This window comes from Corynebacterium sp. HMSC036D03, from assembly GCF_001836185.1.
Classification (GTDB): Bacteria; Actinomycetota; Actinomycetes; order Mycobacteriales; family Mycobacteriaceae; genus Corynebacterium; species Corynebacterium simulans.
Genome location: NZ_KV827749.1, coordinates 49970 through 75274 on the forward strand (window position 1 = coordinate 49970; position 25305 = coordinate 75274).

General features: G+C 59.3%; 22 protein-coding genes and 1 pseudogene. 14 read left to right on the forward strand and 9 right to left on the reverse strand.

Features of this window, described 5'->3' with window-relative positions; translation table 11 throughout:
- Positions 1-37: 37 nt before the first annotated feature.
- Entirely contained in the window at positions 38-301 is a 264-nt protein-coding gene (locus HMPREF2692_RS09885) for a hypothetical protein (RefSeq protein WP_062038268.1), read from the forward strand.
- On the opposite strand, the gene rarD is transcribed toward HMPREF2692_RS09885, so the two are convergent.
- Positions 298-1164 carry an EamA family transporter RarD gene (gene rarD, locus HMPREF2692_RS09890; protein ID WP_062038271.1) on the reverse strand — a complete coding sequence of 289 codons (867 nt, stop codon included), beginning with the start codon at positions 1162-1164 and terminating at the stop codon, positions 298-300. The two genes, HMPREF2692_RS09885 and rarD, sit on opposite strands and share 4 nt — an antisense overlap.
- Positions 1165-1264: 100 nt before the next feature.
- Between rarD and dnaE the strand changes: the two genes are divergently transcribed.
- A complete protein-coding gene (dnaE, locus tag HMPREF2692_RS09895; RefSeq protein WP_061923413.1) occupies positions 1265-4837 on the forward strand; it encodes a DNA polymerase III subunit alpha in 3573 nt (1190 codons plus the stop codon).
- A gap of 130 nt (positions 4838-4967) precedes the next feature.
- A pseudogene (locus tag HMPREF2692_RS09900) lies at positions 4968-6004 on the forward strand (cobalamin-independent methionine synthase II family protein).
- 86 nt (positions 6005-6090) lie between these two features.
- Here HMPREF2692_RS09900 and HMPREF2692_RS09905 read toward each other — a convergent pair.
- Both HMPREF2692_RS09905 and HMPREF2692_RS09910 read right to left on the reverse strand, forming a co-directional pair.
- Positions 6091-6591, reverse strand: coding sequence for a hypothetical protein (locus HMPREF2692_RS09905; protein ID WP_061923410.1), 501 nt, complete (start codon positions 6589-6591; stop codon positions 6091-6093).
- Between the two features lie 101 nt (positions 6592-6692).
- On the reverse strand, positions 6693-8612 hold the full coding sequence (locus HMPREF2692_RS09910) for a choice-of-anchor I family protein (protein ID WP_061923407.1): 1920 nt from the start codon (positions 8610-8612) through the stop codon (positions 6693-6695).
- Between the two features lie 219 nt (positions 8613-8831).
- On the opposite strand from HMPREF2692_RS09910, the gene ilvA reads away from it, so the two are divergent.
- From ilvA to HMPREF2692_RS09930, 4 genes are read left to right on the forward strand one after another with little or no spacing between them, the layout of a single operon-like run.
- A complete protein-coding gene (gene ilvA / locus HMPREF2692_RS09915) occupies positions 8832-10115 on the forward strand; it encodes a threonine ammonia-lyase IlvA (protein WP_061923404.1) in 1284 nt (427 codons plus the stop codon).
- Between the two features lie 15 nt (positions 10116-10130).
- Positions 10131-10772, forward strand: coding sequence for a YigZ family protein (locus HMPREF2692_RS09920; protein ID WP_070823521.1), 642 nt, complete (start codon positions 10131-10133; stop codon positions 10770-10772).
- A 38-nt stretch (positions 10773-10810) separates the two neighbouring features.
- Complete coding sequence (locus HMPREF2692_RS09925) at positions 10811-11047, forward strand: hypothetical protein (protein WP_070823666.1); 237 nt, start codon at positions 10811-10813, stop codon at positions 11045-11047.
- Positions 11048-11061: 14 nt separating this feature from the next.
- Positions 11062-11448, forward strand: coding sequence for an RNA-binding S4 domain-containing protein (locus HMPREF2692_RS09930; RefSeq protein WP_061923398.1), 387 nt, complete (start codon positions 11062-11064; stop codon positions 11446-11448).
- Here HMPREF2692_RS09930 and HMPREF2692_RS09935 read toward each other — a convergent pair.
- The 5 genes from HMPREF2692_RS09935 to HMPREF2692_RS09955 form a co-directional block, all read right to left on the reverse strand.
- Positions 11445-12470: a GTP pyrophosphokinase gene (locus HMPREF2692_RS09935; RefSeq protein WP_061923395.1), complete on the reverse strand. Its 1026-nt coding sequence runs from the start codon at positions 12468-12470 to the stop codon at positions 11445-11447. The two genes, HMPREF2692_RS09930 and HMPREF2692_RS09935, sit on opposite strands and share 4 nt — an antisense overlap.
- Positions 12471-12516: 46 nt before the next feature.
- Positions 12517-13182 (reverse strand): hypothetical protein, encoded by a 666-nt coding sequence (locus HMPREF2692_RS09940; protein WP_061923393.1) that lies wholly within the window; start codon positions 13180-13182, stop codon positions 12517-12519.
- Positions 13183-13275: 93 nt separating this feature from the next.
- Positions 13276-14637, reverse strand: a complete 1362-nt coding sequence (locus tag HMPREF2692_RS09945) for a 3'-5' exonuclease (protein ID WP_070823522.1) — start codon at positions 14635-14637, stop codon at positions 13276-13278.
- 36 nt (positions 14638-14673) lie between these two features.
- Positions 14674-16845, reverse strand: a complete 2172-nt coding sequence (glgX, locus tag HMPREF2692_RS09950; protein ID WP_061923386.1) for a glycogen debranching protein GlgX — start codon at positions 16843-16845, stop codon at positions 14674-14676.
- 14 nt (positions 16846-16859) lie between these two features.
- Positions 16860-17363 (reverse strand): TetR family transcriptional regulator, encoded by a 504-nt coding sequence (locus tag HMPREF2692_RS09955; protein WP_235597036.1) that lies wholly within the window; start codon positions 17361-17363, stop codon positions 16860-16862.
- Between the two features lie 383 nt (positions 17364-17746).
- Between HMPREF2692_RS09955 and HMPREF2692_RS09960 the strand changes: the two genes are divergently transcribed.
- From HMPREF2692_RS09960 to HMPREF2692_RS09975, 4 genes are all read left to right on the forward strand, one after another.
- The gene (locus HMPREF2692_RS09960; protein ID WP_061923380.1) at positions 17747-18505 is read left to right on the forward strand and encodes a hypothetical protein; all 759 of its coding nucleotides are present in this window, start codon (positions 17747-17749) and stop codon (positions 18503-18505) included.
- A gap of 115 nt (positions 18506-18620) precedes the next feature.
- Complete coding sequence (locus HMPREF2692_RS09965; protein WP_239238340.1) at positions 18621-19109, forward strand: hypothetical protein; 489 nt, start codon at positions 18621-18623, stop codon at positions 19107-19109.
- A gap of 228 nt (positions 19110-19337) precedes the next feature.
- Positions 19338-20879, forward strand: a complete 1542-nt coding sequence (locus HMPREF2692_RS09970; RefSeq protein ID WP_061923374.1) for a molybdopterin-dependent oxidoreductase — start codon at positions 19338-19340, stop codon at positions 20877-20879.
- Positions 20880-20918: 39 nt separating this feature from the next.
- Positions 20919-21161 (forward strand): hypothetical protein, encoded by a 243-nt coding sequence (locus tag HMPREF2692_RS09975; protein WP_061923371.1) that lies wholly within the window; start codon positions 20919-20921, stop codon positions 21159-21161.
- A gap of 19 nt (positions 21162-21180) precedes the next feature.
- Here the strand turns inward: HMPREF2692_RS09975 and HMPREF2692_RS09980 are convergent, their stop codons facing one another.
- Entirely contained in the window at positions 21181-22116 is a 936-nt protein-coding gene (locus tag HMPREF2692_RS09980; protein WP_061923368.1) for a YbjN domain-containing protein, read from the reverse strand.
- Between the two features lie 146 nt (positions 22117-22262).
- Between HMPREF2692_RS09980 and hisD the strand changes: the two genes are divergently transcribed.
- The 3 genes from hisD to hisB are packed head-to-tail and all read left to right on the forward strand — an operon-like array spanning position 22263 to position 25302.
- A complete protein-coding gene (gene hisD, locus HMPREF2692_RS09985) occupies positions 22263-23588 on the forward strand; it encodes a histidinol dehydrogenase (protein WP_061923365.1) in 1326 nt (441 codons plus the stop codon).
- A gap of 2 nt (positions 23589-23590) precedes the next feature.
- A complete protein-coding gene (locus tag HMPREF2692_RS09990; RefSeq protein WP_061923361.1) occupies positions 23591-24700 on the forward strand; it encodes a histidinol-phosphate transaminase in 1110 nt (369 codons plus the stop codon).
- The gene (hisB, locus tag HMPREF2692_RS09995; RefSeq protein WP_061923358.1) at positions 24700-25302 is read left to right on the forward strand and encodes an imidazoleglycerol-phosphate dehydratase HisB; all 603 of its coding nucleotides are present in this window, start codon (positions 24700-24702) and stop codon (positions 25300-25302) included. The genes HMPREF2692_RS09990 and hisB overlap by 1 nt, the downstream gene beginning before the upstream one ends.
- Positions 25303-25305 lie beyond the last annotated feature (3 nt).

Below are 25305 nucleotides of genomic sequence, written 5' to 3' on the forward strand. Positions count from 1 at the left end.
AAAAGAACCGGAAGAAGGAACACAGAAGAGGATAAAGATGCGCATTTTTGCCGATACCAGCGCCTGGATGCCGAACTACCGCTTTGCCTACATTGCCGTGTGGGCGGGGCTGGTGTTCTGTCTTATTGGGCTGGTGTTTCTGTTTTTTACTTCCGGTGAGCCGCTTTCGATTGGCATCTGTGCCTTCGTGGCCGTCTATTGCTTGTTTATGATTTTTCAGATGCCGCGCTGGGCGCTTGATGCGCGGGAAGAAAAAGAAAGGCGCCGCCGAGCAAAGGCAGCGCGGAAAGAGATGCGTTAGCGGGCGCGGCGTCGGGAAGCGCGGCGCGTGCGGACCAGATCCGCGAGGTAGATGATAACCGCCACCCAGATGATGCCAAAGCCAATCCAGCGGGCGGTGGACATGTGCTCGTGATTGACAAACAGTGCCCAGAGCATCTGCATGATAGGGGTCATGTACTGCAGCATGCCCACTGTGGCCAGCGGTAGCTGTTTGGCGCCCTTGGCAAAGCACAGCAGCGGCAAAGCGGTGATCAGGCCGGAGGCAATCAGAAGCACAATGTGGCTGGGGCCTTCGCTGGCAAATGTGGATTGGCCTTGGAAGGTTAGCCAGACCAGATAGCCGATTGCCACCGGCAGCATCGCGATGGTCTCCGCCGCCACCGAACCAGTAGAGGAGACGTGGATGCGCTTTTTCATAAGGCCGTAGATGCCAAAGCTAAACGCCAAAGCCAGGGAGATATACGGTGCCTGGCCGGTCATAAACGTCAGCCAGATAACGGCGATGAAGGCCACGCCAACCGATGCCGCCTGCGCCTTGTTGAGCGTTTCCTTCAAGAAGATGATGCCGAGCGCCACCGAAACAAGCGGGTTGATGAAGTAGCCCAGCGCGGCGTCGGCAACATGCCCGGAGTTAATCGCAATGACGTAAGTGCCCCAGTTGACCGTAATGGCGACACCACACGCGAGCATCCATCCCCACGTGCGTGCGCTAAACGCCCGTAACTCGCGCCAACCGCCGGTGAGGAAAAGGAAACCGGTAACCAGCACGGCAGTCCACACGATGCGGTGCGCCAGAATCTCCAGCGGGCTCGCTGGCAGCAAAAGCGGGAAGAAAGCGGGGAAGAAGCCCCACATGAGATAGGCAGCAATGGTGTAAATCATCGGGAAATAATGTACTCGTTGGCAGCCGAAACTGCGAAGAATTCTTGTCAGTATTTTCGGCGCGGCGTCGGGGTTTGACGCGCCCGCTAAACTAACCCGCATGGCGAAAAACTCCTCCTTTGTTCACCTTCACAATCACACCGAGTTCTCGATGTTGGACGGCATGGCCAAGGTGGACATGCTCGCCGATGAGGTGGTGCGCCAGGAGATGCCGGCCGTGGGCATGACCGACCACGGCAATATGTATGGCTCTAACGCTTTCTATAAGAGGATGACCAGCGCGGGTGTGAAGCCCATCATCGGCATTGAGGCCTACATGGCGCCGGAGTCGCGCTTTAACAAAAAGCGCGTGCTGTGGGGCACTCCTGATCAAAAGCGTGACGACGTCTCCGCATCGGGTGCTTACCTGCACCAAACGATGCTGGCGGAAAACGCGACGGGCCTAAAAAACCTGTTCAAGCTTTCCTCGCTGGCTTCTTATGAGGGCCAATTGGGTAAGTGGCCGCGTATGGATGCCGAGCTCATCGCAGAGCATGCAGAAGGCATCATCGCCACTACCGGCTGCCCGTCTGGCGACGTCCAGACTCGCCTGCGCTTAGGCCAGTTCGACGAGGCGCTGGAGGCTGCCGCGATGTGGCAGGACATCTATGGCAAGGATAACTTCTTCTTGGAGCTCATGGACCACGGGCTCGACATCGAGAAGCGCACGCGTGACGGCCTGTTGGAAATCGGCCGCAAACTGGACCTGCCGCCGCTTGTTACCAATGACTGCCACTACGTGCTGGAAAGCCAGGCGCCCTCGCATGAGGCAATGCTGTGTGTGCAGACCGGCAAGACCTTCATGGACCCGGATCGCTTCAAGTTTGACGGCACCGGTTACTACATCAAATCCGCAGCGCAGATGCGTGAGATCTGGGATGACATGATTCCAGACGGCTGCGATAACACCCTGTGGATCGCCGAACGCGTACAGGACTACGGCGAGATTTGGGAGGAGCATACCCACGACCGCATGCCGATTGCGGACGTGCCGGAAGGTCACACGCCAACTTCCTGGCTGACCCACGAGGTGATGGAGGGCCTGCAGGATCGCTTCCCGGGCAAGGAGGTGCCGGAGGAGTACGTGAAGCGCGCTGAGTATGAAATCAGCGTCATCGATATGAAGGGTTATCCTTCCTACTTCCTCATCGTGGCCGAGCTCATCAAGCATGCGCGATCCGTGGGCATTCGCGTGGGGCCGGGGCGTGGTTCCGCGGCAGGTGCGCTGGTGGCTTACGCGCTTACCATCACGAATATTGACCCAATTGAGCACGACCTCCTCTTCGAGCGATTCCTCAACCCGGAGCGTCCATCCGCACCGGATATTGATATCGACTTCGACGACCGCCGCCGTGGCGAGATGATTCAGTACGCCGCCGATCGTTGGGGCGAGGACAAGGTCGCGCAGGTGATTACCTTCGGCACCGTGAAGACCAAGCAGGCCATCAAGGACTCCGCGAAAGTGCACTTTGGCCAGCCAGGCTTCCAGATGGCTGACCGCATCAACGGCGCGCTGCCGCCTGCCATCATGGCGAAGGACATTCCGCTATCGGGCATCATGGACCCGGAGCACGAGCGCTACTCAGAGGCCACCGAGGTCCGGCAGATGATTGAGACGGACCCGGACGTCAAGAAGATTTATGAGACCGCGCGTGGTCTCGAGGGCGTCGTCCGCCAGGCCGGTGTGCACGCTTGTGCGGTGATTATGGCGTCCGTGCGCCTGATGGACCACATTCCGATGTGGCAAAGGCCTGCCGACGGCGCGTATATTACCGGCTGGGATTACCCGGCATGCGAGGCCATTGGCCTGCTGAAGATGGACTTCCTGGGACTGCGAAACCTCACAGTCATCGGCGATTGCCTAGAAAACATCAAGAAAAACCGCGGCGAGGAAATCCAACTGGAGGAAATCCACGCCGACGACCCTAACGTGTCAAAGGTATACGAGCTGCTTTCCCGCGGCGAGACCCTGGGCGTGTTCCAGCTGGACTCCGGCGGCATGCAGGAGCTGCTTAAGCGCATGAAACCGACGGGCTTTAAAGACATCGTCGCGTCGCTGGCGCTATACCGCCCGGGCCCGATGGGCGTTAACGCACACTGGGACTATGCGGACCGCAAGAACGGCCGCAAGGAAATCACGCCGATTCACCCCGAGCTGGAGGAGCCGCTGCGTGAGATCCTCGATGAGACCTATGGTCTTATCGTCTACCAGGAGCAGATCATGCGTATCTCCCAGAAGGTAGCCAATTACACCGCTGGTGAGGCAGATGGCTTCCGCAAGGCCATGGGTAAGAAGAAGCCGGAAGTCCTAGCCCAGCAGTACGACAAGTTCTGGGGCGGCATGCAGGAAAACGGCTACTCCAAGGACGCCATGGATGCGCTGTGGGGCACGATTGAGCCCTTCGCTTCCTACGCGTTTAACAAGTCCCACGCCGCAGGCTACGGCCTGGTTTCCTTCTGGACCGCGTATCTCAAGGCCTACTACGCGCCGGAGTACATGGCAGCACTGCTGACCTCGGTGGGCGATAAGAAAGATAAGTCCGCTATCTATCTTTCCGATTGCCGCCACCTTGGCATCAAGGTGCTTTCGCCCGACGTCAACGAGTCTGTGGAGAACTTCCAGGCGGTCGGTGAGGATATTCGCTTCGGCATGGGCGCTATCCGTAACGTCGGCTCGGAAGTGGTGGAGTCCATCGTCAAGACCCGCAAGGAAAAGGGCGCATTTACCTCTTTTTCGGATTACCTCGACAAGATTGAGCTGACCGCTTGCACCAAGCGCGTGACGGAATCGCTCATCAAGGCCGGCGCCTTCGATTCCATGGAGCACCCGCGCAAGGGCTTGATGCTCATCCACGAGGATGCAGTCGATGCCGTGCAGACCACGAAGAAGGCAGCGGACAAGGGGCAGTTCGACCTTTTTGCTGGCTTCGGCGGCGATGAGCAATCTGAAGTGGCTTCTGCCTTCGCCATTGATATCCCGGACGACAACTGGGAGCGCAAGCATGAGCTCGCCTTGGAGCGCGAGATGCTGGGTCTTTACGTCTCCGGCCATCCGCTGGACGGTTTCGAGGAAGCACTTGAGTCGCAGACGGATACGCCACTGCCGAAGATTCTCTCCGGCGAGGTTCACAACGGCCAGGAGCTGGTTATCGGCGGCATCATCTCGGGCGTTGACAGGCGCTTTTCCAAGCGTGATGGCTCTCCGTGGGCGATCGTGAATATGGAAGACCACAACGGCGCGCAGGTGGATATTCTGGTCTTCAACCAGGTCTATTCGCTGGTGGCACCGCAGATTGCGGAAGACAACATCATTTTGGCCAAAGTACAGGTCAAGATTCGTGACGAGCGTATGTCCCTGTTCTGCTCCGATATCCGGGTGCCGGATTTGGGGCCAGGTGGGGGAGCGGGCCTGCCGCTGCGCCTTACCATGCGCACGGATCAGTGCACGATGGAAAACATCGCCAAGCTCAAGCAGGTGCTGGTCAACAACAAGGGCGAGTCGGATGTGTACTTAACGCTTGTCGACGGCGCGGAGTCCACCATGATGGTCCTTGGCGAACACCTGCGCGTGGAGCGTTCGGGCAACCTGATGGGTGACTTGAAGGCCACGATGGGTGCCGGAATTCTGGGCTAGACGGCCGCGTGACTTTAATGGGTGAACTTAGCAGGTGAATCTAAAGCGCCAAAAGCCTTAACGCGCGTGGAGCCTTCGGTTAATCTAGACAGCACAGTCTAGAAGTGAAAAATCGGAGGTACACGCACTTATGGTCAACAAGATTCGCACTACCCACGTGGGTTCGCTGCCGCGTACGGAGGAACTGCTGGAGGCTAACCTTCAGCGTTCTGCCGGAGAAATTAGCGACGAAGCCTTTCACGAGATCCTGGAGCGCTCGGTAGACGACGTCGTAAAGCGCCAGGTAAGATTCGCCTTTCTTCGATGAAGGATCGCCGTGACCGAGCGCTTTTCGCGGAGGCCTATAACGACCCTGACTCGGGCATTTTTACCGGTCGCAAGAAGGTGGCGAACCCAGAGTTCACCGGTCCCGTGACCTACATTGGCCATGACCAGGTGGATGCGGATGTTTCTTTGCTGAAGCAGGCGATGAGCAAGGCAGGGGCCAGCAACGGCTTCGTGGCGGCATTGTCGCCGGGCTCGGCGGCGCGCCTTCCCAACAAGTTCTATGAGGAAGACATCGACCTGGTCCGCGCCTGCGGTGAGGCCCTGAAAGCGGAGTACAAGGCCATCACCGATGCTGGTCTGACTGTTCAGTTCGATGCCCCTGACCTGGCAGAGGCCTGGGATAGCGTGGTGCCGGAGCCGTCAGTGGCTGACTTCCAGGCTTTCCTGCATGAGCGCATCGCGGTGCTCAACGAGTCCATCAAGGACATCCCGCGCGAGCAGACCCGCTTGCACATCTGCTGGGGATCGTGGCATGGACCGCATGTCACCGACATCCCGTTCGGTGACATCATCGAAGAGATTCTGCAGGCCAAGGTCGGTGGTTTCTCCTTCGAGGGCGCTTCGCCGCGCCATGCCCACGAGTGGCGCGTGTGGCAGGACCACAAGCTGCCGGAGGGAACCGTCATCTACCCGGGCGTGGTTTCGCATTCCACCAATGCGGTGGAGCACCCGCAGCTCGTGGCCGATCGCATCATCAAGTTTGCCGAGCTGGTAGGCCCGGAAAACGTCGTGGCCTCGACTGACTGCGGCCTGGGTGGGCGTCTGCACTATCAGATTGCGTGGGCAAAGCTACAAGCGCTTGTCGATGGCGCCGAGCTCGCCACCCGCGAACTGTTCTAGTCCTTCTGAATAGGTCTTCCACATACGAAAAGCGGCACGCGCCCTACCCCGCGAAAGTGAGGAGCGCGTGCCGCTTCTTTAAGGTTTTAGAACTTGACGCCTGCGTTGCGCAGCATCTGCTTGACCGGCTCGAGGATGGCCGGGTTAGCCTTAGCAACCATTGCGAGGACCTGGACAACCGTAGCGACGCCGGTCAGGGCGATGGAGACCCAAGCGAAGACTTCCTTGGTCTCCTCAGATGGGCGAGCGGACTGTGCCCACTCCGGCATCTTTGACCAATTTTCCTCTTCCTTGGCCTTAGCGGCGGCGTCCTTTTCTGCAGCAACGCATGGCGGGGTTGCCGGCATGCCGGAGGAACCGTAGCCGCTGAGGATTCCCTTGAGCAGCTCCTGTGGGCCCATGAAAGAAGAACCCGCGGTGCCGGCCTCAACAGCATCCTTGTGGTCCTGAACAGCCTTATCTACCTGGGCCTGGCATTCAGCGGATAGTTCTGGCGTGGGAGCAGCTGGAGCGGCGTTTGCGGCGACAGGGGTGATGAGAGCGAGACCGGTGGCGCAAGCTGCGACCATGGTGGTGGAAAGACGCATGAGAATTAGTTCTCCTTGGAGTGTGGCGCGGGAGCCAGTGAAGGCAATTAATAACTCATCTACCGTAGCAAGCTCGCGCGAATCAAGAGCCTAAAATTTTACTAGAAGAATTTTTCCAGTTCAGAGCGCAGATGTCCAGGCAGGAAGCCGAGAACCTGGTCACGTAGGCCCGGCGTGAAGGCCACGCCCACCACCGCTGCGATTAAAGCGAAGATGCTCAGCGCCGCGCCCACGGAGGAGCCATGCACGGAGCTTCCGGTCGAGCTCAGGGAAGAACCTTGCGACGAAGCCCCGGAAGAGGCGCGCGCGGGATCGTCTGCCGAGGTGAGGTCTTCGATGTCGTAGGTGGTGGTCGTGCCGGAGACCTCATTGCCGACGATAAGCATGTAACGCCCGGTTGGGGAGTCCTTCTTGTCCACGAACGCAAAGCCCTCAGGGCCTAGGTCGCCGGCCTGGGAAAATTCATCGGTGCTGAAGTCACGGTTGTTGACGTAGGTGGTGAACTTAGCATTTGTGGGGTCGGTGACGTCGTAGACAAAGATGCCGCCGAGGCGCTCGGCGCCGATGAATGCGTAGGTCCTGTCGTCAACCTTGCCAACAGCAAGTGCCTCTGGTTCCGGGCCCTTATTGTCAGAGCGATCATCAAACTCCGCAGACTCATTGTCGGCGTTGTGGTTTAAGACGCCTTCGGCATGCAGTTTGGCGCTGATTTTCTCGAACTCGGAGCCAGAATCGAATACAACATTGCCGGCGGCGTCGTAGATAGAAAAGGAACGGCTGCCAAAGCTATAGACCGTATCGAAGCATTCTTTGTCCGCATTCCAGCCGGAAGCCGTGGTGACCTTCAGGTTGCCGGCGACTTTCTTGCTGGCAAGCTCGTCGAGGTTGGCGTCGCCAAGCGCGCCCTCACATACCTTTCCTGCCTCAATGAGGTCCTTCAGCTTGGCCTCCTCGGAGTAGACACCCGTGCCGCCATCTTTCTCATCGATGCCCCACTCGCGGGCGTCGCCCTCGTTTGCGGTGGCGAAATAGGTTTGACCGTTGGTTTGGAAAGCGCCGATAGAATCCGGCATCGACAAGCCCTTAACCCCCAGGGTGCGCAGCTCAGCGGCGTCATCTTTGTTGGAGGTATCGAGGGCTACTTGGGAGTGGTCAGCGATGTGGGCAGGCAGAATTTTTTCCACGCTTGCTGATTCGATATCAACGACCGCAATGGCATTTGCTTCCTGCAGGCTCACGTAGGCCTTGCCCTCGGCGGAGGTGATGTACTCCGGCTCGAAGTCGATGGAAGGCTTAGCATCGTGTGCCTCCGGGCCAAACACGCGCACGCCTGCGGGAAGCGGGGTGTTATCAAAAGCTCGGAAATCAGCGATGCGAGCATCTGCCTGCGTCGGCGCTGCGACATCCTGCGGCAGCGCGATGACGGAGATGGAACCCTCCGGATCGCTTAGGTAGTCATCGCCAGCTGCGTTGAGCTCGTTAGAAGGCTCGCCCTCATTGGCAAGCAGAGCGTAAGCGCCATCAGCAGTGATGTGTACGTTATCCGGCAGTGCTCCGACGGTGATACGCCCCAACTCCTCGCCCGAGTTGACGTCAAAGAAGAGAGCCTCGCCCTGCTCGGTCTTGTCTTGTTGCTGAACAGCTGCGACGGCAAGGCCATCAGGGCGGACGGCGACGGAGTTGATTTCCTTGTCGCCGCCAGCGGAGACGGTAGAAACCTTGCGCGGGTGCGCGGCGTCGGAAGCATCCAGGATATCGACCTCACCCGATACCGCGTTGATGGTCAGGATGCGCTGGGAAGCGGCGTGGAAGGCCACGATTTCCGCGGCCGATTCGCCATGCACCCCGGACTCGTAGGTGCCCAGCGGGGTGAGTTTGATTCCGGCGTCGGCGGCAGATTCTTCTACCGGTTTCGCCACGATGGCGCCATGCGCGGGGCTAACCAGCGAAAAACTGGTCACAAGGGCCGCACACATTGCGGTGGCGCGCCGGCGGAGAGAAAAACGGGGAGCTTGAGACATAAGTTGTGAATTCCTTGAAGAAAGTAGGAAGAGAGTAGGAAAGAGAGATAATTCGTGCGAGAAAACGCAGCGAAAACCATCGAATACCTTCGCTGGAGAAAGTTATCCGCATGCTAACTTCAGCTAACTCTCCAGAAAGTTCTGAGTGAACTTCCCATAAACCGGTCGATTATTAGATAATCGCATCCCGCGGGGTAGCGGACACGCTAAACTTGGCGCATGACTGAAACTTCCGCTGCTTATTCACCGATCCATGCCTCCGATATTCAGATGGCACAGGCGAGAATTAGCTCGGAAATTTCTCCCACACCCCTGCACTATTGCCCGCGCCTTTCCCAAGAAATAGGCGCTGAAGTTTATCTCAAGCGCGAAGACCTGCAAGACGTGCGCTCTTATAAAATCCGCGGCGCGCTGTATGGCATCTCAAACCTTTCGGCGGAGCAGCGCCGTCTCGGCATCGTGACAGCTTCGGCCGGAAACCATGCGCAAGGCGTAGCTTATGCTTGCCGTTCGATGGGCATTCGAGGAAAAATCTTCGTCCCAGAACCTACTCCGAAGCAAAAACGCGACCGCATTAAGGTACATGGGGCAGACATGGTGGAGCTGGTGGTCACCGGTTCCACGTTCGATGAGGCCGCCGCAGCCGCGCATGCCGACGCCGCCGAGCACGGCGCCATTTTCATCGAGCCCTTCGACGCGCGTGACACCGTTACGGGGCAAGGCACCGTCGCTGCCGAGGTGCTTGCGCAACTGTCAGCACAGGGCAAGTCCCTGGATACCATGGTGGTTCCCGTCGGCGGGGGAGGGCTGATCTCCGGAATTACCTCTTATCTTGCAGACATGTCCCCGCGCACCCAGGTGGTGGGAATTGAGCCGCAGGGCGCGGCGTCGCTTAGCGCGGCATTCGCGGCAGGCGAGCCGGTGACCTTGGAAAGCGTTGATCCCTTCGTCGACGGCGCTGCAGTTAAACGAGTAGGGGTGTTGCCTTTTCAGATCCTGCAGGCAAATAGGCAGCGCGTGCGCTGGGACAGCGTTTCTGAAGGCGCTGTGTGCACCGAGCTGCTGGGGTTGTATCAGAACGAGGGCATCATTGCCGAGCCCGCCGGCGCGCTTTCGGTGGCAGGTCTGCGCGAGCTGGAGTTAGCGCCAGGCAGCGTGGTGGTGTGCGTGATATCCGGCGGTAACAATGACGTCTTGCGCTATGCCGAAATCATGGAGCGCTCGCTGGTGCATCGCGGCTTGAAGCACTACTTCTTGGTTAATTTCCCGCAGGAACCAGGCCAGCTGCGACATTTCCTGCAGGATATTTTGGGCCCGGATGATGACATCACGCTGTTTGAGTACTTGAAGCGAAACAATCGTGAGACTGGGGCTGCCTTGGTGGGACTTGAGCTGGGGCGTGCAGAGGACCTGAACGGACTGCTTGAGCGCATGGAAAGTTCCAAGATTCACGTCCAACAGCTGCATCCAGGCACTGCCGAATATGACTTTCTGGTGGCATAGGTAGACTGACACGCAGTGTTGACCAGCTATGAACGGCCCGTTCCGGGCGAGATTGAAAATGAGATCGAGATTAAGCACTCGCGCTTTATCACGCTCGTGGATCGAGTGACCTGTGAGAGTGAGGCGCGTGCGTTTATCGACGCCGCGCGCGAACGCTTCCCTGATGCCCGCCACCATTGCTCGGCGTATATCTACCACGTTGACGAAGCCAACCCAGTGGAGCGCTCCTCAGACGACGGCGAGCCTTCCGGCACGGCCGGAAAACCCATGCTTGACGTGCTGAAAGGCTCGGGAATGCTGGATATCTGTGCCGTAGTCGTGCGCTACTTCGGTGGCGTGAAGTTGGGCGCGGGCGGGCTCGTTCATGCTTATGGCGGTTCGGTCAGCGAGGCGCTCGAATTGGTCGAGCGCAGCACGCGGGCGCTGCGGGAGCTATATTCCGCCGAATTCAGCCATGCCCAGGCCGGCCGCGTGGAAGCGGAGCTGCGCAATCGTGGTTATGAGATTACTGATACCGCATATGGTGCGGCGGTGACCTTTACTCTGGCTATCGAGCCCGGCGGCAGGGAAGACTTGGATGCCACGCTCGCCGCACTTTCCCAGGGCGAGGTGGAATCTAGCGAAGCCGGCACCGCCTGGGTGGAGCTGGGCACCTAGGGGCGAGGGAGAGTCGGCGCTGCGCTAGAATGGCCGCCATGACTATGCAACGACGCCCCAACAATCCGATCGAGCTGAAGAAGCAGCAGGTTCGTAAGTACTCCCGGAACGGAGTAGTTAGTGTGGTCGGCGGCGTTGCTGGTGGCGTGCTGCTTGGGTGGGCCTTGTCTGCTTTCTGGGTCTTTATGACCTTGGGCCTTATCGTCGCCGTGGTTGGCGGTGCCTATAACTGGCGCAAGGTGCAAAAGATCGTCAACGAAAACCACAATTACTAGACCCGAAGGCTTAGATGCCGATCCAACCTGACTCAAAACCCGTCCGTATCGACGCCTGGGTGTGGTCTGTGCGCATGGCAAAGACGCGCTCGGAGGCTGCTGAGGCGGTGAAGGCGGGGCACGTAAAGCTCAACGGCAATGCGGTAAAGCCTGCCCAGCAGGTGGTTCCGGGAGATCGCGTACGTATCTGGCGCAATCACCACGAGCATGACTTGGAAGTCCTAGCCACCGTGGCAAAGCGCGTCGGAGCGCCGGTGGCTCGTGCGTGTTACATCGACCATGCGCCGCCGCCACCGCCGAAGGAGTTCATGCCTTCGGTTCCAGTCCGCGAGCGCGGCGCGGGCAGGCCTACCAAGAAGGAACGCCGCCAGATGGAAAAGTTCCGCGGCGGCTTCCGCTAGTTATTGGCCTCTTTTTTCTCCGTCTTTGAGGAGTGCGCGCGGTAATTCTGCAGCGCTTTGTAGCGGCCATTGAGGCGGCGCTTGCGGTCTTTGCGGTCTCCTGCAAGGGCAGTGGCCTCCACGTGCTGCTTGCCAAATTTATTAAGCAGCAGGTCGTCGATGAGGCGCACCTGGCCGGGGCGGAAGCGGTAGTTGATGGCGTCGTGTACGAAGGCGATGTCACCTGCATTCAGCAGCGACTTCAATTGGCTCATTGTGGTCACACCGTTGAGCTCCAAAATCTCTGCTAGGAAGCGGTAGTGCTCCGAACGCGAGCGCGGGAAGCGCCCGCCCATCAACACAGCCAAGACACCGGGCAGGGTCTCGGCGGAAAGCTCTACGTCTTCGCTGGTATCCGTGGAAGGATCTTTCAGCGCAGCAATCTGATCGAATTGCTGGTCCGCCAGCTCGATAAGCCCGGCGGCCAAGGTAAAGAGGCGGTCAACCTGCGCGGAAGGAGCCGCAGTGCCTTGCTTATAGCGGATATCGTGCTCGAACTCTGCCCACGCATGCTGCAGCGCGGTGCGTATTTGTACCTCAAAGGTCCAGCCTTCGTACTCTGCGAGCTCTTCAATCGCGTTGGTCACGCGCAGCACTAAATGGTGGGAGCCGTAGCCAAAACCGCCGGAAATGCGGGTCTCTGCGGCCTTATCCACCGAGCGCACCACCGCAAAGGAATCGCCCAAGACCTCGAGCGCCTGGGGGATAGCGGTGGAGTGGAAGACCGTAATGCGCACGCCGAGAACGTCGTGGATGTCTTCCCAGGGTCTGGGGTAATAAAGCTCGCCGTTTGCGTGGCGCTTTTTGGCCTTGGCTTTTAGCGATGGCCAGCGCTTGACGCGGGCGGAGGCGCGGTCGAAGATAACGCCGGCGTCGTTAAGCAGGTCCTCGATGGCCTCGTTGAAGTCTGCTTCTGCTCGTGGATGCCGGCGAACCCACTCGTGATACTGGTTGCTCAACCGAGAGATGGCGGATTCCTTCACCCCGCACCGACCTCCTGACTTTTTGCTTAAGCATGCGTTTATTCCCCTAAGCTTCTAGAGGAAATCCGTTAGCCCATAATAGTGGTTCGGGCGCAAGAACCGCACCGCGCAGGCGCCTTTGCTCGTTTAAGCGCCGTGACCAGTGCCGGACGCGCTTTAGCGGCGAGTCATGCAAGGCCACCACCGTGGCGGGATCCGGAACCAGGTAGTACAACGTCTGCCGAGCTGTTGCATGGGTTAAGCGGCGCAGGTGCGAGTCCATGATGCTGAAAGTCTGCGGATGCGCCAACCACGCACTAGCCTCGGCGCCGCGGGCCTGGATTTGAATGCCTTCCTCGCAGCCCGGCAGAATCTCCGCCGCGCAACGGGTGCGAAAGCGCAGTCCTTGGGCAGTAAGAGCGCGCCTTTGCAGGTTCGCTGCCGCCAAGTCCCACGCTTGGCGGGTGCTCAAGCCGAAACCGCTGATAGTGCGATGCGAAACAAAAGCCCGCGGAGCGTGTGCGGAGGTGTCTGCGAACTCGTCGCGCTGAAGGAATAGCACCGAAAGCTGGCGGGAGAGCTGCACTCCAGCGGGAGTATCGCCAAAGCCCTGGTCCGTCAAGGTAGCGCCCGAAAAGTCCTTCCGGCGCGCTAGGGCCGGCAGCAACCCCGCTAGGGCGATGGCCTCGAAATCTAGCGACTCAAACTTTTCCGGCGCAATGGCAGTGGTCATGGCGTGTGTCCTCCCCGCAGGACGAATATTTCACTTTCTGCACTAATTGGACTGCCATTTCCCGCCATCGGTTCCCAACGGAGTAGGAGAGTTTTAAAAAGGCGGCTGCTCGTTGAGCTGGAGTTCTTCCAGCAGCTTCGACGCCGGCCACAATGCGATGTCCTGGCCTTTTTCGATGAGCTCTTCGGCGCGCTTTTCCTTCGAGGTCTTCGTCGCCCACTCGCCGAGGGCCAGAATGGTGGTCTTTTTGGTGACGTTCTTGCCAATCTTGCCGCCGCGCTCAGCGATGCCCTTCCAGAGCAGACCTTTATCGAAAGGCTCAAAGTCACCGGTCAGAGTTACGTTTTGGCCAAAGAGCGCGCCTTCCGGATCCGCATCGAGGTTCGGGTCCGGAATGGTATCCGGTGTGGCTACCGACTGCCACGGAGCGGGTCCGCGGCCGGACTTCTTTTCCTTTCCGCCGGCCTTTGCGTCGGTCTTAGTACCCGACTTACGGGTCTTGTCGCGGAAGTCCGTGCCAGCGCCAAGGTCGGCCGCAGAGGTAGGCGCGGTATGCGCGCGCAGTACCGGCAGAATTGCCTCTTTATCCAACTTGCCGAGGCTAAATTCGCGGGAACGGAAGAGCTCATCCACCGAGCCCACGTGCCCAAAGCGCCGCGCAAGGTCCGCGACGATGACGCCGGCTGCGCGGGCGTCGGCAGTTGCCTCGTGGTGTTGGAAGTCATCGGCACCACAGAATGCCGCCACCGTGGGCAGCTTGTGGTTGACCACATCGATAACGCCGGCAGAAGAGGCATCGCGAGCCAGTGCTAGCGAACATGCCAAAGTGATCTCCGGAATCGAACCGCCAGCCTTCAGCAGGCCCTGACGCAAAGCGGTGGAATCGAACTGTGCGTTATGCGCGACTAAAACATCGCCGTCCATGAACTCAAAAAGTTCCGCCGCGGCCTCTGCAAAAGGCTGGGCACCCTCGACGTCGGCAGGCTTAATGCCGTGGATCGAGATGTTGATATCGGCGAACTTCTCAAGGCCCGGCGGGGGAGTACACAGCCAAGTGCGGGATTCGGTTTCCTGCCCATCGCGGAAACGCACCGCACCAATCTGGCACACCGAACCCCAATCATCGTTGGCGGTTTCCACATCAACGGCGGTGAAGTTCAGCCCGCTGACCGAGGCCGCCTCCGCCGGCGCCTCACCGCGCAGCGCAGCCTCGACCGCACGCGCGAAAGCCGCCGCGTCCTGATTGGGGGCAAAGGCAATGCGCTTGCCGACGCCGCCTAATTCCACGTATCCAAAGCCCGCCGCGGTGGGGGCGCAGACGGTGACATCGGTGACGTCGCTTAGCGCAACCTGCTCCTGTTTAGCCTTGCCCAGGCAAGCAGAAAGCAAAGAAGCTTGGAAAATAAGCTCCTTATTCGTGACATCGATGCGGGTGGCGTGGGCGTGAAAAGACACGAACTACCTTTCCGGGGAAAATCGGAGGAAAATTTCTTAAGCGTCGAAGACTGGCGGCTCTTCCTGGCGCAGAATCAGCGTCGAGCGCGGTTGAACAGTGATCGTACCCTCTGCATCAATGTAGGTTTCCTCCGCGGGGTAGCCGCCGGAATCCGCCGTATCGACCATAAGCCGCCAGCGCGCGCCCAAGTCCTTGGTAGGCAGGGTGAACTCAATCTCGCCGTGGTGGGCGTTGAAGATCATGATGAAGGAATCATCGGTGATGCGCTCGCCGCGGGCAGTGGTCTCGGTGATTGCGTTTCCGTTGAGGTAAACCATCAACGCGCGGCCAAAGTCATGATCCCAGTCGTCCTGCGTCATCAGCTTGCCAGAGGGCACCAGCCAGGCGATGTCGCGGTCCTGCACGTCGGAGCCCAGCGGGCCACCGGCCAAGAAACGCTGCCTGCGGAAGACCGGATGCGCGCGGCGGATGGCGAGCACACGCTTGGTAAAGCCCAGCATCGCCTCGGACTTTTCTTCTTCCAGCAGCGACCAATCCATCCAGGAAATCTCGTTGTCCTGGCAATAGACGTTGTTATTGCCGCCCTGCGTGCGCCCGAACTCGTCGCCGTGGCAAAGCATCGGCGTGCCCTGGGAAAGCAACAAGGTGGTCAGGAAGTTGCGCACCTGCCGGCGGCGCAACTTCTTTATCTCTTCGTCCTCGGTAGGCCCTTCCACGCCGTGGTTCCAGGAACGGTTGAAGGACTCGCCGTCGCGGGAGTCCTCGCCGTTTTCCTCATTGTGCTTGTCGTTGTAGGTGACGAGGTCCCGCAGCGTAAATCCATCGTGGGCGGTGATGAAGTTGATGGAAGCGGTAGGGCGGCGGCCATTGTTGCCATAAAGATCGGAAGAGCCGGTAAGCCGCGAGGCAAACTCTCCCAAGGTGGCGGGCTCGCCGCGCCAGAAATCGCGCACGGTGTCGCGGTACTTGCCGTTCCACTCGCTCCAAATCGGTGGAAAGTTTCCCACTTGGTAGCCATCATGGCCCACGTCCCAGGGCTCCGCGATGAGCTTTACTTGGCTGACCACGGGGTCTTGTTGCACGAGGTCGAAGAAGGTGGCGAGCTTGTCGACGTCGTCAAGCTCCCGCGCCAGCGTCGCCGCCAGGTCGAAGCGGAAGCCGTCCACATGCATCTCCGTGACCCAGTAGCGCAGCGAATCCATAATCAGCTGCAGCGAGTGCGGATGCCGAACGTTAAGGGAATTACCGGTGCCAGTGTAGTCCATGTAGAGGCTCTTGTCCTCATCAACCAGGCGATAGTAGGCGTGGTTATCGATGCCGCGGAAGGCGATGGTGGGGCCTAGATGGTTGCCCTCCGCGGTGTGGTTATAGACCACGTCGAGGATGACCTCGATGCCTTCCTCATGGAAGGCACGCACCATGGCCTTGAACTCCGCGACGGCCTCGCCGGGCTTTTTGGCATAGGCATAGTCCAGGTGAGGAGCGAAGAAGCCGAAGGTGTTGTAGCCCCAGTAGTTGCGGAGGCCGAGGTTGCGTAGGCGATCATCCTGCAGGAACTGGTGCACCGGCATCAGCTCGACGGCGGTGACGCCGAGCTCCTTGAAATAGTTGATGATCGCTGGATGCGCCATGCCCGCGTACGTGCCTCGCAGCTCCTCAGGCACGTCGGGATGGCGCATGGTCATGCCCTTGACGTGGGCTTCGTAGATGACCGTCTCATTATCAGGGGTGCGGGGGCGGCGGTCGCCGGCCCAATCGAAGAAGGGGTTGATGACCACCGAAAGCATGGTGTGGCCGAGGGAATCTTCAGTGTTGCGGCCGGTGCCTTCCTCTTCGGCGTGGATGTCATAGGAGTAGAGGGAGGCGTCGCCATCGAAATCGCCGTCGAAGGCCCTAGCATACGGATCTACCAGCAGCTTTGAGGGATCGCAGCGCAGGCCATTGGCGGGGTCATAGGGGCCATAGATGCGATAGCCATAGCGCTGGCCCGGGCCAACGTTGGGCAGGTAGGCATGCCAGACGTGGGCTGTTATTTCATTCAGCTCGACGCGCTCTTCTTTTCCTTCGCGGTCGATGAGGCAGAGCTCGATTTTTTCGGCGATTTCAGAAAAGATGGCGAAGTTTGTACCGGAGCCATCGAACGTGGATCCTAGTGGCGCGGGTTTTCCTGGCCAGGCTTGGGTAGGGCAGACAGCGGTTTCAGTCATGCCCTAGAGCATAATTAATTTTCCGTGCCCGCGAGCGGGTTGCGCAGGCCGTTTACGATGATCTCGACGCCGCGGTGGATATCTGGGCGGTGGTCTACGGGGGATTTATCCGCGGCGTCTGCAGAGGCTGTGGCCTTAGCTGACTCTGCCAACTGCTGGCGCGATTGTTCCATCTGGGTAGCGCCCAAGACTAGGTGCGCGATGGCTAGCGACGCCGCCTGAACCTCGGCTTCCAAGGCGCAGTGGCCTTCGACTGACTTAAATGAGGCGGCGATCTTTTCGGTGAGTACTTCCCAAGTCCCGGAATCAGGGTAGGCGAGGCCCGCGCTGGCAACCTCTGCGCCATCGCGCCAGCTGAGTAGGGCAGAGTGCAGGCTCTTTGCGACGTTTAGCGGGCTCGTGCCGGAAACAGGCGCCAGGATTTTCTCGGCCATGGCGGCGATGAGCGCTTGCTTGTTGGCGACGTGCCAGTACAGCGCGCCGGGCGCTACGCCGAGTGCGGTGGAGACTCTGCGCATCGTAACATCCGCGAGCCCGTAGGAATTTAAGAGCTCGAGGGCTGTCGAAAGAATTCGGTCTCGGTCTAATTGCACGCTGTTATCTTACCTGTCCGGCTGTCGGTGCATCCGTGCGGCGCGGCAGGTGTATAAGGCCTGTGCGCCGAATAGTGGTGACCGGCTTAACATTTGACAGTAAATGTGTAGGAAAAGGCCTAGGTTCACAGGTTTCTTTGAGGGATCCGGCATGTATTCCGCACCTTCGCCTTGTTAGGATGAGGCGGAAAGAAATCTGGCTCAGCCTGTTTTGCTCGCGCTGAATCGGCGTCCATTCGGAACCGATTTACAGCGGTCTACATTTAGCCTTGACGCCAGCCATCATAAATATTTCAGGAGCCTAACCCTTGTCTTTTCTAACCCCTGCGAAGAAGTCCCTCGTTGCTGTAGCCATGGTTCTGCCGATGACCCTCGTTGCCTGCGGTAACGACGAAGAAGCCAACAACGCTCAGGGTGGCGACAAGACCACCGCCACGAAGACCACGCAGGCTTCCAAGGATGCGGACAAGTCTGCTGCTCCGAGCAAGGAAAAGAAGTCTGAGGACAAGGACGCAAACAAGGATAAGAAGGACGGCAAGGACGCAGAGAAGAAGGGAGGCGCAGACAAGGACTCCAACGCAGCCGCTGCGGAGGAGACCCTGGCTAACCCATTCGAGGGTGGCGCCAACCCGCTTGAGAACGCCGCGCCGGTCGCTCCGGTTGAGGGCGCTCCGGCAGAGCAGGGAGATGTCGACGGCATCAATCAGCTGGTCCGTGGCCTCTACGAGACCAAGACCATGCGCCAGTTCTTCAAGTACATGCCGGATCACACCTGCTCCGCAGTGCTGAACGCGCAGGGCTCTGAGGTTGCCAACATGGACTACAACCAGATCCCGGATGTTCCGATGAACGAGCTGAAGAACATGCTCGCAGCTTCCGGCCAGGACACCTCCCAGCTGGATGGCTTCGACTGGAACGCAATTGGCGTTGAGTCCATCAACGACGTTGTTGTCAACGGTGACGATGCTTCCGCAACCGTCAACGTCAACACCAACGAGGGTCTGGATAGCTCCACCATGCGTTTCCGCCGCGAGAACGGCAACTGGACCTTCTGTGGCGAGGTCTAAACTCTCCGCGGAGAAAATAGCGTCAAACAAGGCGCTGTAATTTATAAGGAGGGAGTGCTTTGGCACTTCCTCCTTTTCGTTTTAGTTCTTTCGAGTCAGGCCTTATAAAGAAATGGTGTCCAAGTCCAAGTTTCGTATTCCTCGCTCCATCGGGTTCGGTGCGGGGCTGCTTGCCCTAGTCCTTGTTGTCTATTCGGCAGTGGGGGCGGTGTGGGGGATGTGGCGCCCGACTCTTACCGGCCGTGAAGTAGAAGACGGCGGCTATGCCATCGAAAATGTTGCTGACGTGCAATTTTCTTCCTTCATTGTATTCGCTGTCCTGGTGGGTTTCTTGGGGCTTTGCTTCGGGCTGTTTTCTTATATGCGCGGCGCGGCGTTCCGCGGCGTCGGGCAATTGCTGTGGTGTGGGGTGGCCTGCCTGGCAGGTGCGGCGGCTTTCTATGTGGTTGGCGGGGTAACGGCGCATTCCGCGCCGGCGGATCCGGGGCAGGTGGTCCAGTTTGTGCCAAAGTTTGCCCCGGGGATCGCGTGGGTGGTTTCGCCGTTTATGGCGATGTTTGCTTATTGGTCGGCGGCCTTCGTGGATGTGCCGGGCGTAGATTAGAGGCCGAGGATGCGGGGCTCGGGGGTATACATTATGTGTAATTTGCTGGACGTGTGGCGGGAATCATGCTGTGGAGTAAACCAGCATTGTTCCAGCTATGCGGGTCGATTTTGTCCAAAAGCTAAATAAGCACGGAAAAACCATTGGTATTTCGGGGTGGGTGCGACACAATGAAAAATAAGTCACACTAGTGAAAAGTTGTATCTCTCACCACCGAGGAATTTTCCCATGGACTATGTATTGGCTCTGGGTGAAAACCCAGACTTTCCTATCTGGTTGCGGGCCTCGCACCTCATCAACTTCGTACTCATCGGTATGCTGCTGCGCTCCGGCATCGAAATGCTCTCTTCCTTGCCGCGCCTGTGGTGGCGCAGTGATTGCGCGCCTGGCACCGAGTGGATCAAATTTACAAAGCGTGAGCTGCCCAAAGAGGAGGGCGTTTACACCTCCCTTATGGATGAGCTTTCGGTCTCGCCGATGCTTTCCCTGCCCGGCCGCGAGAACATCGGATTGGGCCGCCACTGGCACGGCGCCGCGGTGATGCTGTGGGTGCTCAATGGCTTTGTCTACGTTACCCTGCTCTTTGCCACCGGCCTGTGGCGCCGGCTGATTCCGACCTCCTGGGATATAGTCCCTGAGGCCTGGGAATCGGCCAAGGTCTACTTGAGCCTGCAGGCACCCTCGCTGGAGCACTTCACGCCATACGACGCCCTCCAGCAGCTCGCGTACTCCTTCGTCATTTTCATCCTGGCGCCGTTTATGATGCTCACCGGCGTAGCCATGGCCCCGGCCGTGCGAGTGAAGTTCCCTCGCTACGTGAAGTTCTGGGGTGGCCACCAAGGTGCTCGCTCCCTGCACTTCATTGGAATGGTGCTGATGAGCGCGTTTATTGTTGTGCACGTCTTCCTCGTGTTCTTCGTTCACCGCGAGCACAACATGGTCCACATGGTCTTCGGCGACGTGAGCGTGGAGCGCTACGCGCAGGCCTTTACCACCGTGGTCTTTACCATCGTGGTGGTCATTTTGTTCTGGATCTTCTTGTCCTACTGGTCCCTGGCGGATCGCGCCCGTGCCCAGCGCATCGTGGTGAAGTTTACCGAGCTCGGCCGCAAGCTCTTCCTGAACTGGTTGAAGGTTTCGCCTTCTACCCAGCAGGCTTATACCGATAAGGACATTTCCAAGTTTCACTGGACTAACGGCCTGCCGCCGACGCCCGATGAGTCGCCGGAGTGGACCAAGTTCCGCGAGAATGACTGGAAGGGCTACGAAATCACGCTGGCTGATGACATTAATGGCGTAGAGAAGGTCGTCACCATCGAGCAGCTACGTGAGTTGCCGCAGCAGTCCTACGTGGCAACGCATACTTGCATGCAGGGTTGGTCGGCGACCTCCCGCTGGGCTGGGCCTTCCATCGAGGACGTGCTAAGCCTGTTGGGACCACGCCCAGAAGGCGCCAACTACGTCATGGTCGAGTCCTATGGCCTAGCGCAGAAGATGTACGACAACCGCCCGCGCGAGCCCTTCTATGCCTGCTTTAGCATTGACGACGCCCTGGATGCACAGTCTGTCATCGCCCTGTCCCGCAACGGCCATGAAGTCGACATCCATCTCGGTGCCCCGGCGCGCTGCCGCGTGGAATCCAACCACGGCTACAAGGCCGTGAAGTGGGTTTCCAAGGTTAGCTGGATCGCTGATTACGCAGGCTACGGCGACGGCCGCGGCGGTACCCGCGAGGATTCTGCGCTGCAGGCGTTCAACGGCCGTATCTAAGTTCGGGAATCTAACGGCAAAAGTCGTACAATTTGACTCATGTCGATTATTGTTTCCACTCACTACCACGTCAGCGGCGTAAAGAATGACAACGATGTCCGCAAAGCGCTGCAGGCACTCTATGACATCTTCGCTTCCGGTGGCCTGGGCCAGGCCACCTTCGAAATTACGGACCATGAGTATGCCCGCCTTGTGGTCAAGCACAAGGACGATGTGATCCCCTCCGTCCCGGCGATGAACGAGGCCCTGGCTAAGGCTGGCAACTACGAAATCGTCCAGTAGTTTGAGCCTTTAAGGCCTGTTAAGGCCACTGGACCGGTGAGGCGCCAACCGCCTCTCGGGCAATATCGTCGATGCCGTGCAGGATGTGCTTCATGCCGCGGCCCAGGCTGGTCAATAGCTGGGCGTCGGTAAGCCCGCCGCCTGCCATGACCGCGTAATCCAAGCGCACCTGCAGGCCGTCGACGTTCGAGTGACAAAACGCCGCCGCCGAATGATGCGTGCGGTTCCAGTCGTTGCACGTTAAAAATATGCGGGTGAAATCCTCACCCTTTAAGTTCGGGTCCCAGTGGCCCTTGATGATTAGGCTCGGGCCCACATCGAGCACGAATGCAAATAAAACATCGTTTATCCAGGCATAAACGGATTGCTCGGCGTCCGTCTGGAAGCGATTGATGCCTAGCCTGCGCAGGATATCCTCCACCCGTGCGATGTCCACGGGCAGCACCTCCGCTGTTGCGCTTTCCGACGCCGGCGAATCCTCCGCTGGGGATGGCTGGCTGCGGAGGGAAGGGAAGGCGTCGGCAAGCGCGTTCAAAAACAACCTCGCATTGCGCAAAGCCGGCACCAGCGCTGCCTCCAACTGGGAATCCTGCGGCTCGTCCTGAACCACCAAGAATGTATGCCCCCACAGCGTGACCGCAGTGGGGTCGGCATAATCCACCACCACGCGCGGCGAGATGCAGTCGTGGTTCCAGTCGTTGGCGAATTCGCCGAGCGCTGCTATATCTTCGAAGCCCAAGTGGCCTTGGTGGGTGGTATAAAAATGCAACACCGGCTCGCCCGCAGCGTCGAGGCTCACGCGGGTTTCACCCGCTGTGGAATGTGGAAAAATCACTAGCTCATCAGTGGCTTTAATGGAATGAATACCCAAGCGGGAAGCGATCTCGCACATGCGAGCCAGGAGCCTCGTGCTCGTGGCGGACTCGCAGCTGGCATCTGAATCGAATTCATCCATGCGCTGGGCCCTGCCTTCCATAATTTGCTTAAGCGATAGTGCAATAAGGGGAGAGAAGCTGTGGCCCAATTCTATTACCAAAACTCGCCCTACCGCTGGGGAATCGGCGTTAGTATATTGGTCTAGCTATAGAAAGGGCTCGGACTATGTTGCACACCATCGATCTGCGCGGAAAGACTTTAAGCCCCGCCCGCCTGCGCCGAGTCATGCCACGCGGCGGCGCTGACGTTGCGGCTTATCTGGACAAGGTAGCACCGATGGTGCATGCGGTGCGGGAAAAGGGCGCGGCTGCGGCATTGGACTATGGCGAGCATTTCGATCGTGTACGCCCGGCCGCCGTGCGCGTTTCCCAAGCCGCGCTCACTGCAGCCGCCGCCGGGCTGGAGCCTCGGGTCCGTGCCGCTATCGAGGAATCCATCAAGCGCGTGCGCAAGGTGCACGCGGAGCAGAAGCCGGCCGCGCACACTACGACGCTTGGCCCGGGAGCCACGGTGACGGAGGTCTTCCAGCCGATAGAGCGCGTGGGCCTTTATGTTCCAGGTGGCAAGGCGGTTTATCCTTCCTCGGTCATCATGAATGCCGTTCCCGCGCAGGAGGCGGGCGCTTCCAGCCTGGTGGTGGCCTCGCCGCCGCAGGAGCAGTTCGCTGGCATGCCGCATCCGACAGTGCTGGCAACCTGCCACATGCTGGGCGTCGACGAGGTATGGGCCGTCGGCGGGGGACAGGCCGTAGCCTTGCTAGCCTACGGCGATGAGGAACCGGTGACGGGCGAGGCCTCCCTCGAGCCGGTAGATATTATTACTGGCCCTGGCAATATCTTCGTCACCGCAGCCAAGCGCCTGGTACGCGGCGTGGTGGGCACCGATGCGGAGGCAGGGCCCACAGAGATTGCCATCCTCGCGGATTCCACGGCAAACCCGGTCTATATTGCCTACGATCTAATCTCCCAGGCAGAACACGATCCGCTGGCGGCGAGCGTGCTCATCACTGACTCGCCGGAGCTTGCCGCGCTTGTCGACGCCGAGGTTTCCACGCGCTACCTTGTCACCCGCAACGCCGAGCGGGTGCGCGAGGCGCTGGAAGGCCAACAATCGGGAATCATTCTGGTCGATGACCTAGAGGCCGGAATCGCGGTTGCCAACGCCTATGCCGCAGAGCACCTGGAAATCCACACCAATGATGCCCGCGCTGTGGCCGAACGCATTAAGCATGCTGGCGCGATTTTCGTCGGGGAGTACGCACCGGTGCCGCTGGGGGATTATTCCGCAGGCTCCAACCACGTGCTGCCAACTTCTGGAACTGCCCGCTTTAGCGCCGGGTTATCCACTCATACTTTCCTGCGCCCAGTAAACCTCATCGAGTATGACCGAGCGGCGCTGGCAGAGATCTCTGACAACGTCATCGCCTTCGCCGCCGCCGAACAGTTGCCAGCCCATGGCGAATCCATCGCCGCCCGTTTTCAAGGAATATAGCCATGACCCAACTTTCTGATCTGCCCCTGCGTAAAGAGCTGCGCGGCAAGTCTGCCTACGGTGCGCCGCAGCTGCGTGTGGCCAACCAGCTCAACACCAACGAAAACCCCTATTCGCCTTCTGCCGCCCTCGTAGCGGATCTCGTGCGCAGCATCGAGGAGCAGGCAAGCACGCTCAATCGCTATCCGGATCGCGACGCCACCGAGCTACGCCGCGCGCTGGCTGAGTACTTAAGCGCCCAAACCGGCACCAAACTGAAAGCGGAAAACCTCTGGGCGGCAAATGGCTCCAACGAGGTTCTGCAGCAACTCCTGCAGGCCTTCGGCGGCCCAGGGCGTAAAGCCCTGGGCTTTAGCCCCAGCTACTCCATGCACCCCATCTTGTGCGCGGGCACCCACACCGAGTTCATCGATTGCCCACGCGGTGCGGATTTCCGCATCGACGTGCCCCGAGCACTGGAAGCTATAGCGCAGCACCGCCCCGACATCGTGTTTATCACCACGCCGAATAATCCCACCGGCGATGTCACGCGTCTTGCAGACATCGAAAAACTGGTCCAGGCCGCGCCGGGAATCATCATCGTGGACGAGGCCTACATGGAGTTTTCTTCCTCGCCCTCGGCTGCCCACTTGATTGCGAAATATCCCACCAAGGTGGTGGTCTCGCGCACCATGTCCAAGGCCTTCGACTTCGCCGGCGGGCGCCTGGGATACTTCGTGGCTGACCCAGCCTTCATCGAGGCCGTTATGCTCGTGCGCCTTCCTTATCACCTTTCCACGCTTTCCCAGGCCGCGGCCATCGTCGCGCTGCGGCATAGCGCTGAGACACTGGAAACGGTGCACAAGCTGGCCACGGAGCGCGAACGCGTCGTCGCCAAGCTGCAGGAGCTGGGATATTTTGTGGTAGAAAGCGAGGCCAACTTCGTGTTCTTTGGCCGCTTTGCAGATCAGCACGCGGTCTGGGAGCGGTTTTTGAGTAGCGAGGTGCTGATTCGCGACGTCGGCCAGCGCGGATTTCTGCGAGCCACCATCGGGCTGCCGGCAGAAAACGATGCCTTCCTTGCGGCGGCAGCGAAACTTAGCGGTACAGTAACTGCGGAAGGAGAAGACTAATGGCAAACCGCATCGGCAAAGCGGAAAGGGTGACCAACGAGTCCCAAATCCGCGTCGAAATAAACCTCGACGGCAGCGGGGACGCAGACATCAGCACCGGCCTGCCATTCTTCGACCACATGCTGGGCGCGATGTGCACCCACGGCAGCTTCGACCTCATGGTCCACGCCCAAGGCGATACCCACATCGATGCCCACCACACGGTGGAAGACACCGCGATTGTGTTGGGCCGCGCGCTTGCCGACGCCGCCGGCAACAAAGCTGGCATCCGCCGCTTCGGTTCGCAGCTTTTGCCCATGGATGAGACATTGGTAGAAGCAGTGGTGGATCTTTCCGGCCGCGCCTACTTCGTGATGAACGGCGAGCCGGAGCATCTACAATGGCAGATTATTGGCGGCCACTATGCCACAGTCATCAACCGCCACTTCTTCGAAACATTGGCCACACACGCGGCAATGACCTTGCACCTCAACGTGCGCTACGGGCGCGACCCGCACCACATCACCGAGGCAGAATTCAAGGCGGTAGCCCGTGCGCTGCGGCAGGCCGTCGAACCGGATCCCCGAGTAAAGGGGATTCCTTCCACGAAGGGAGCTTTATAATTT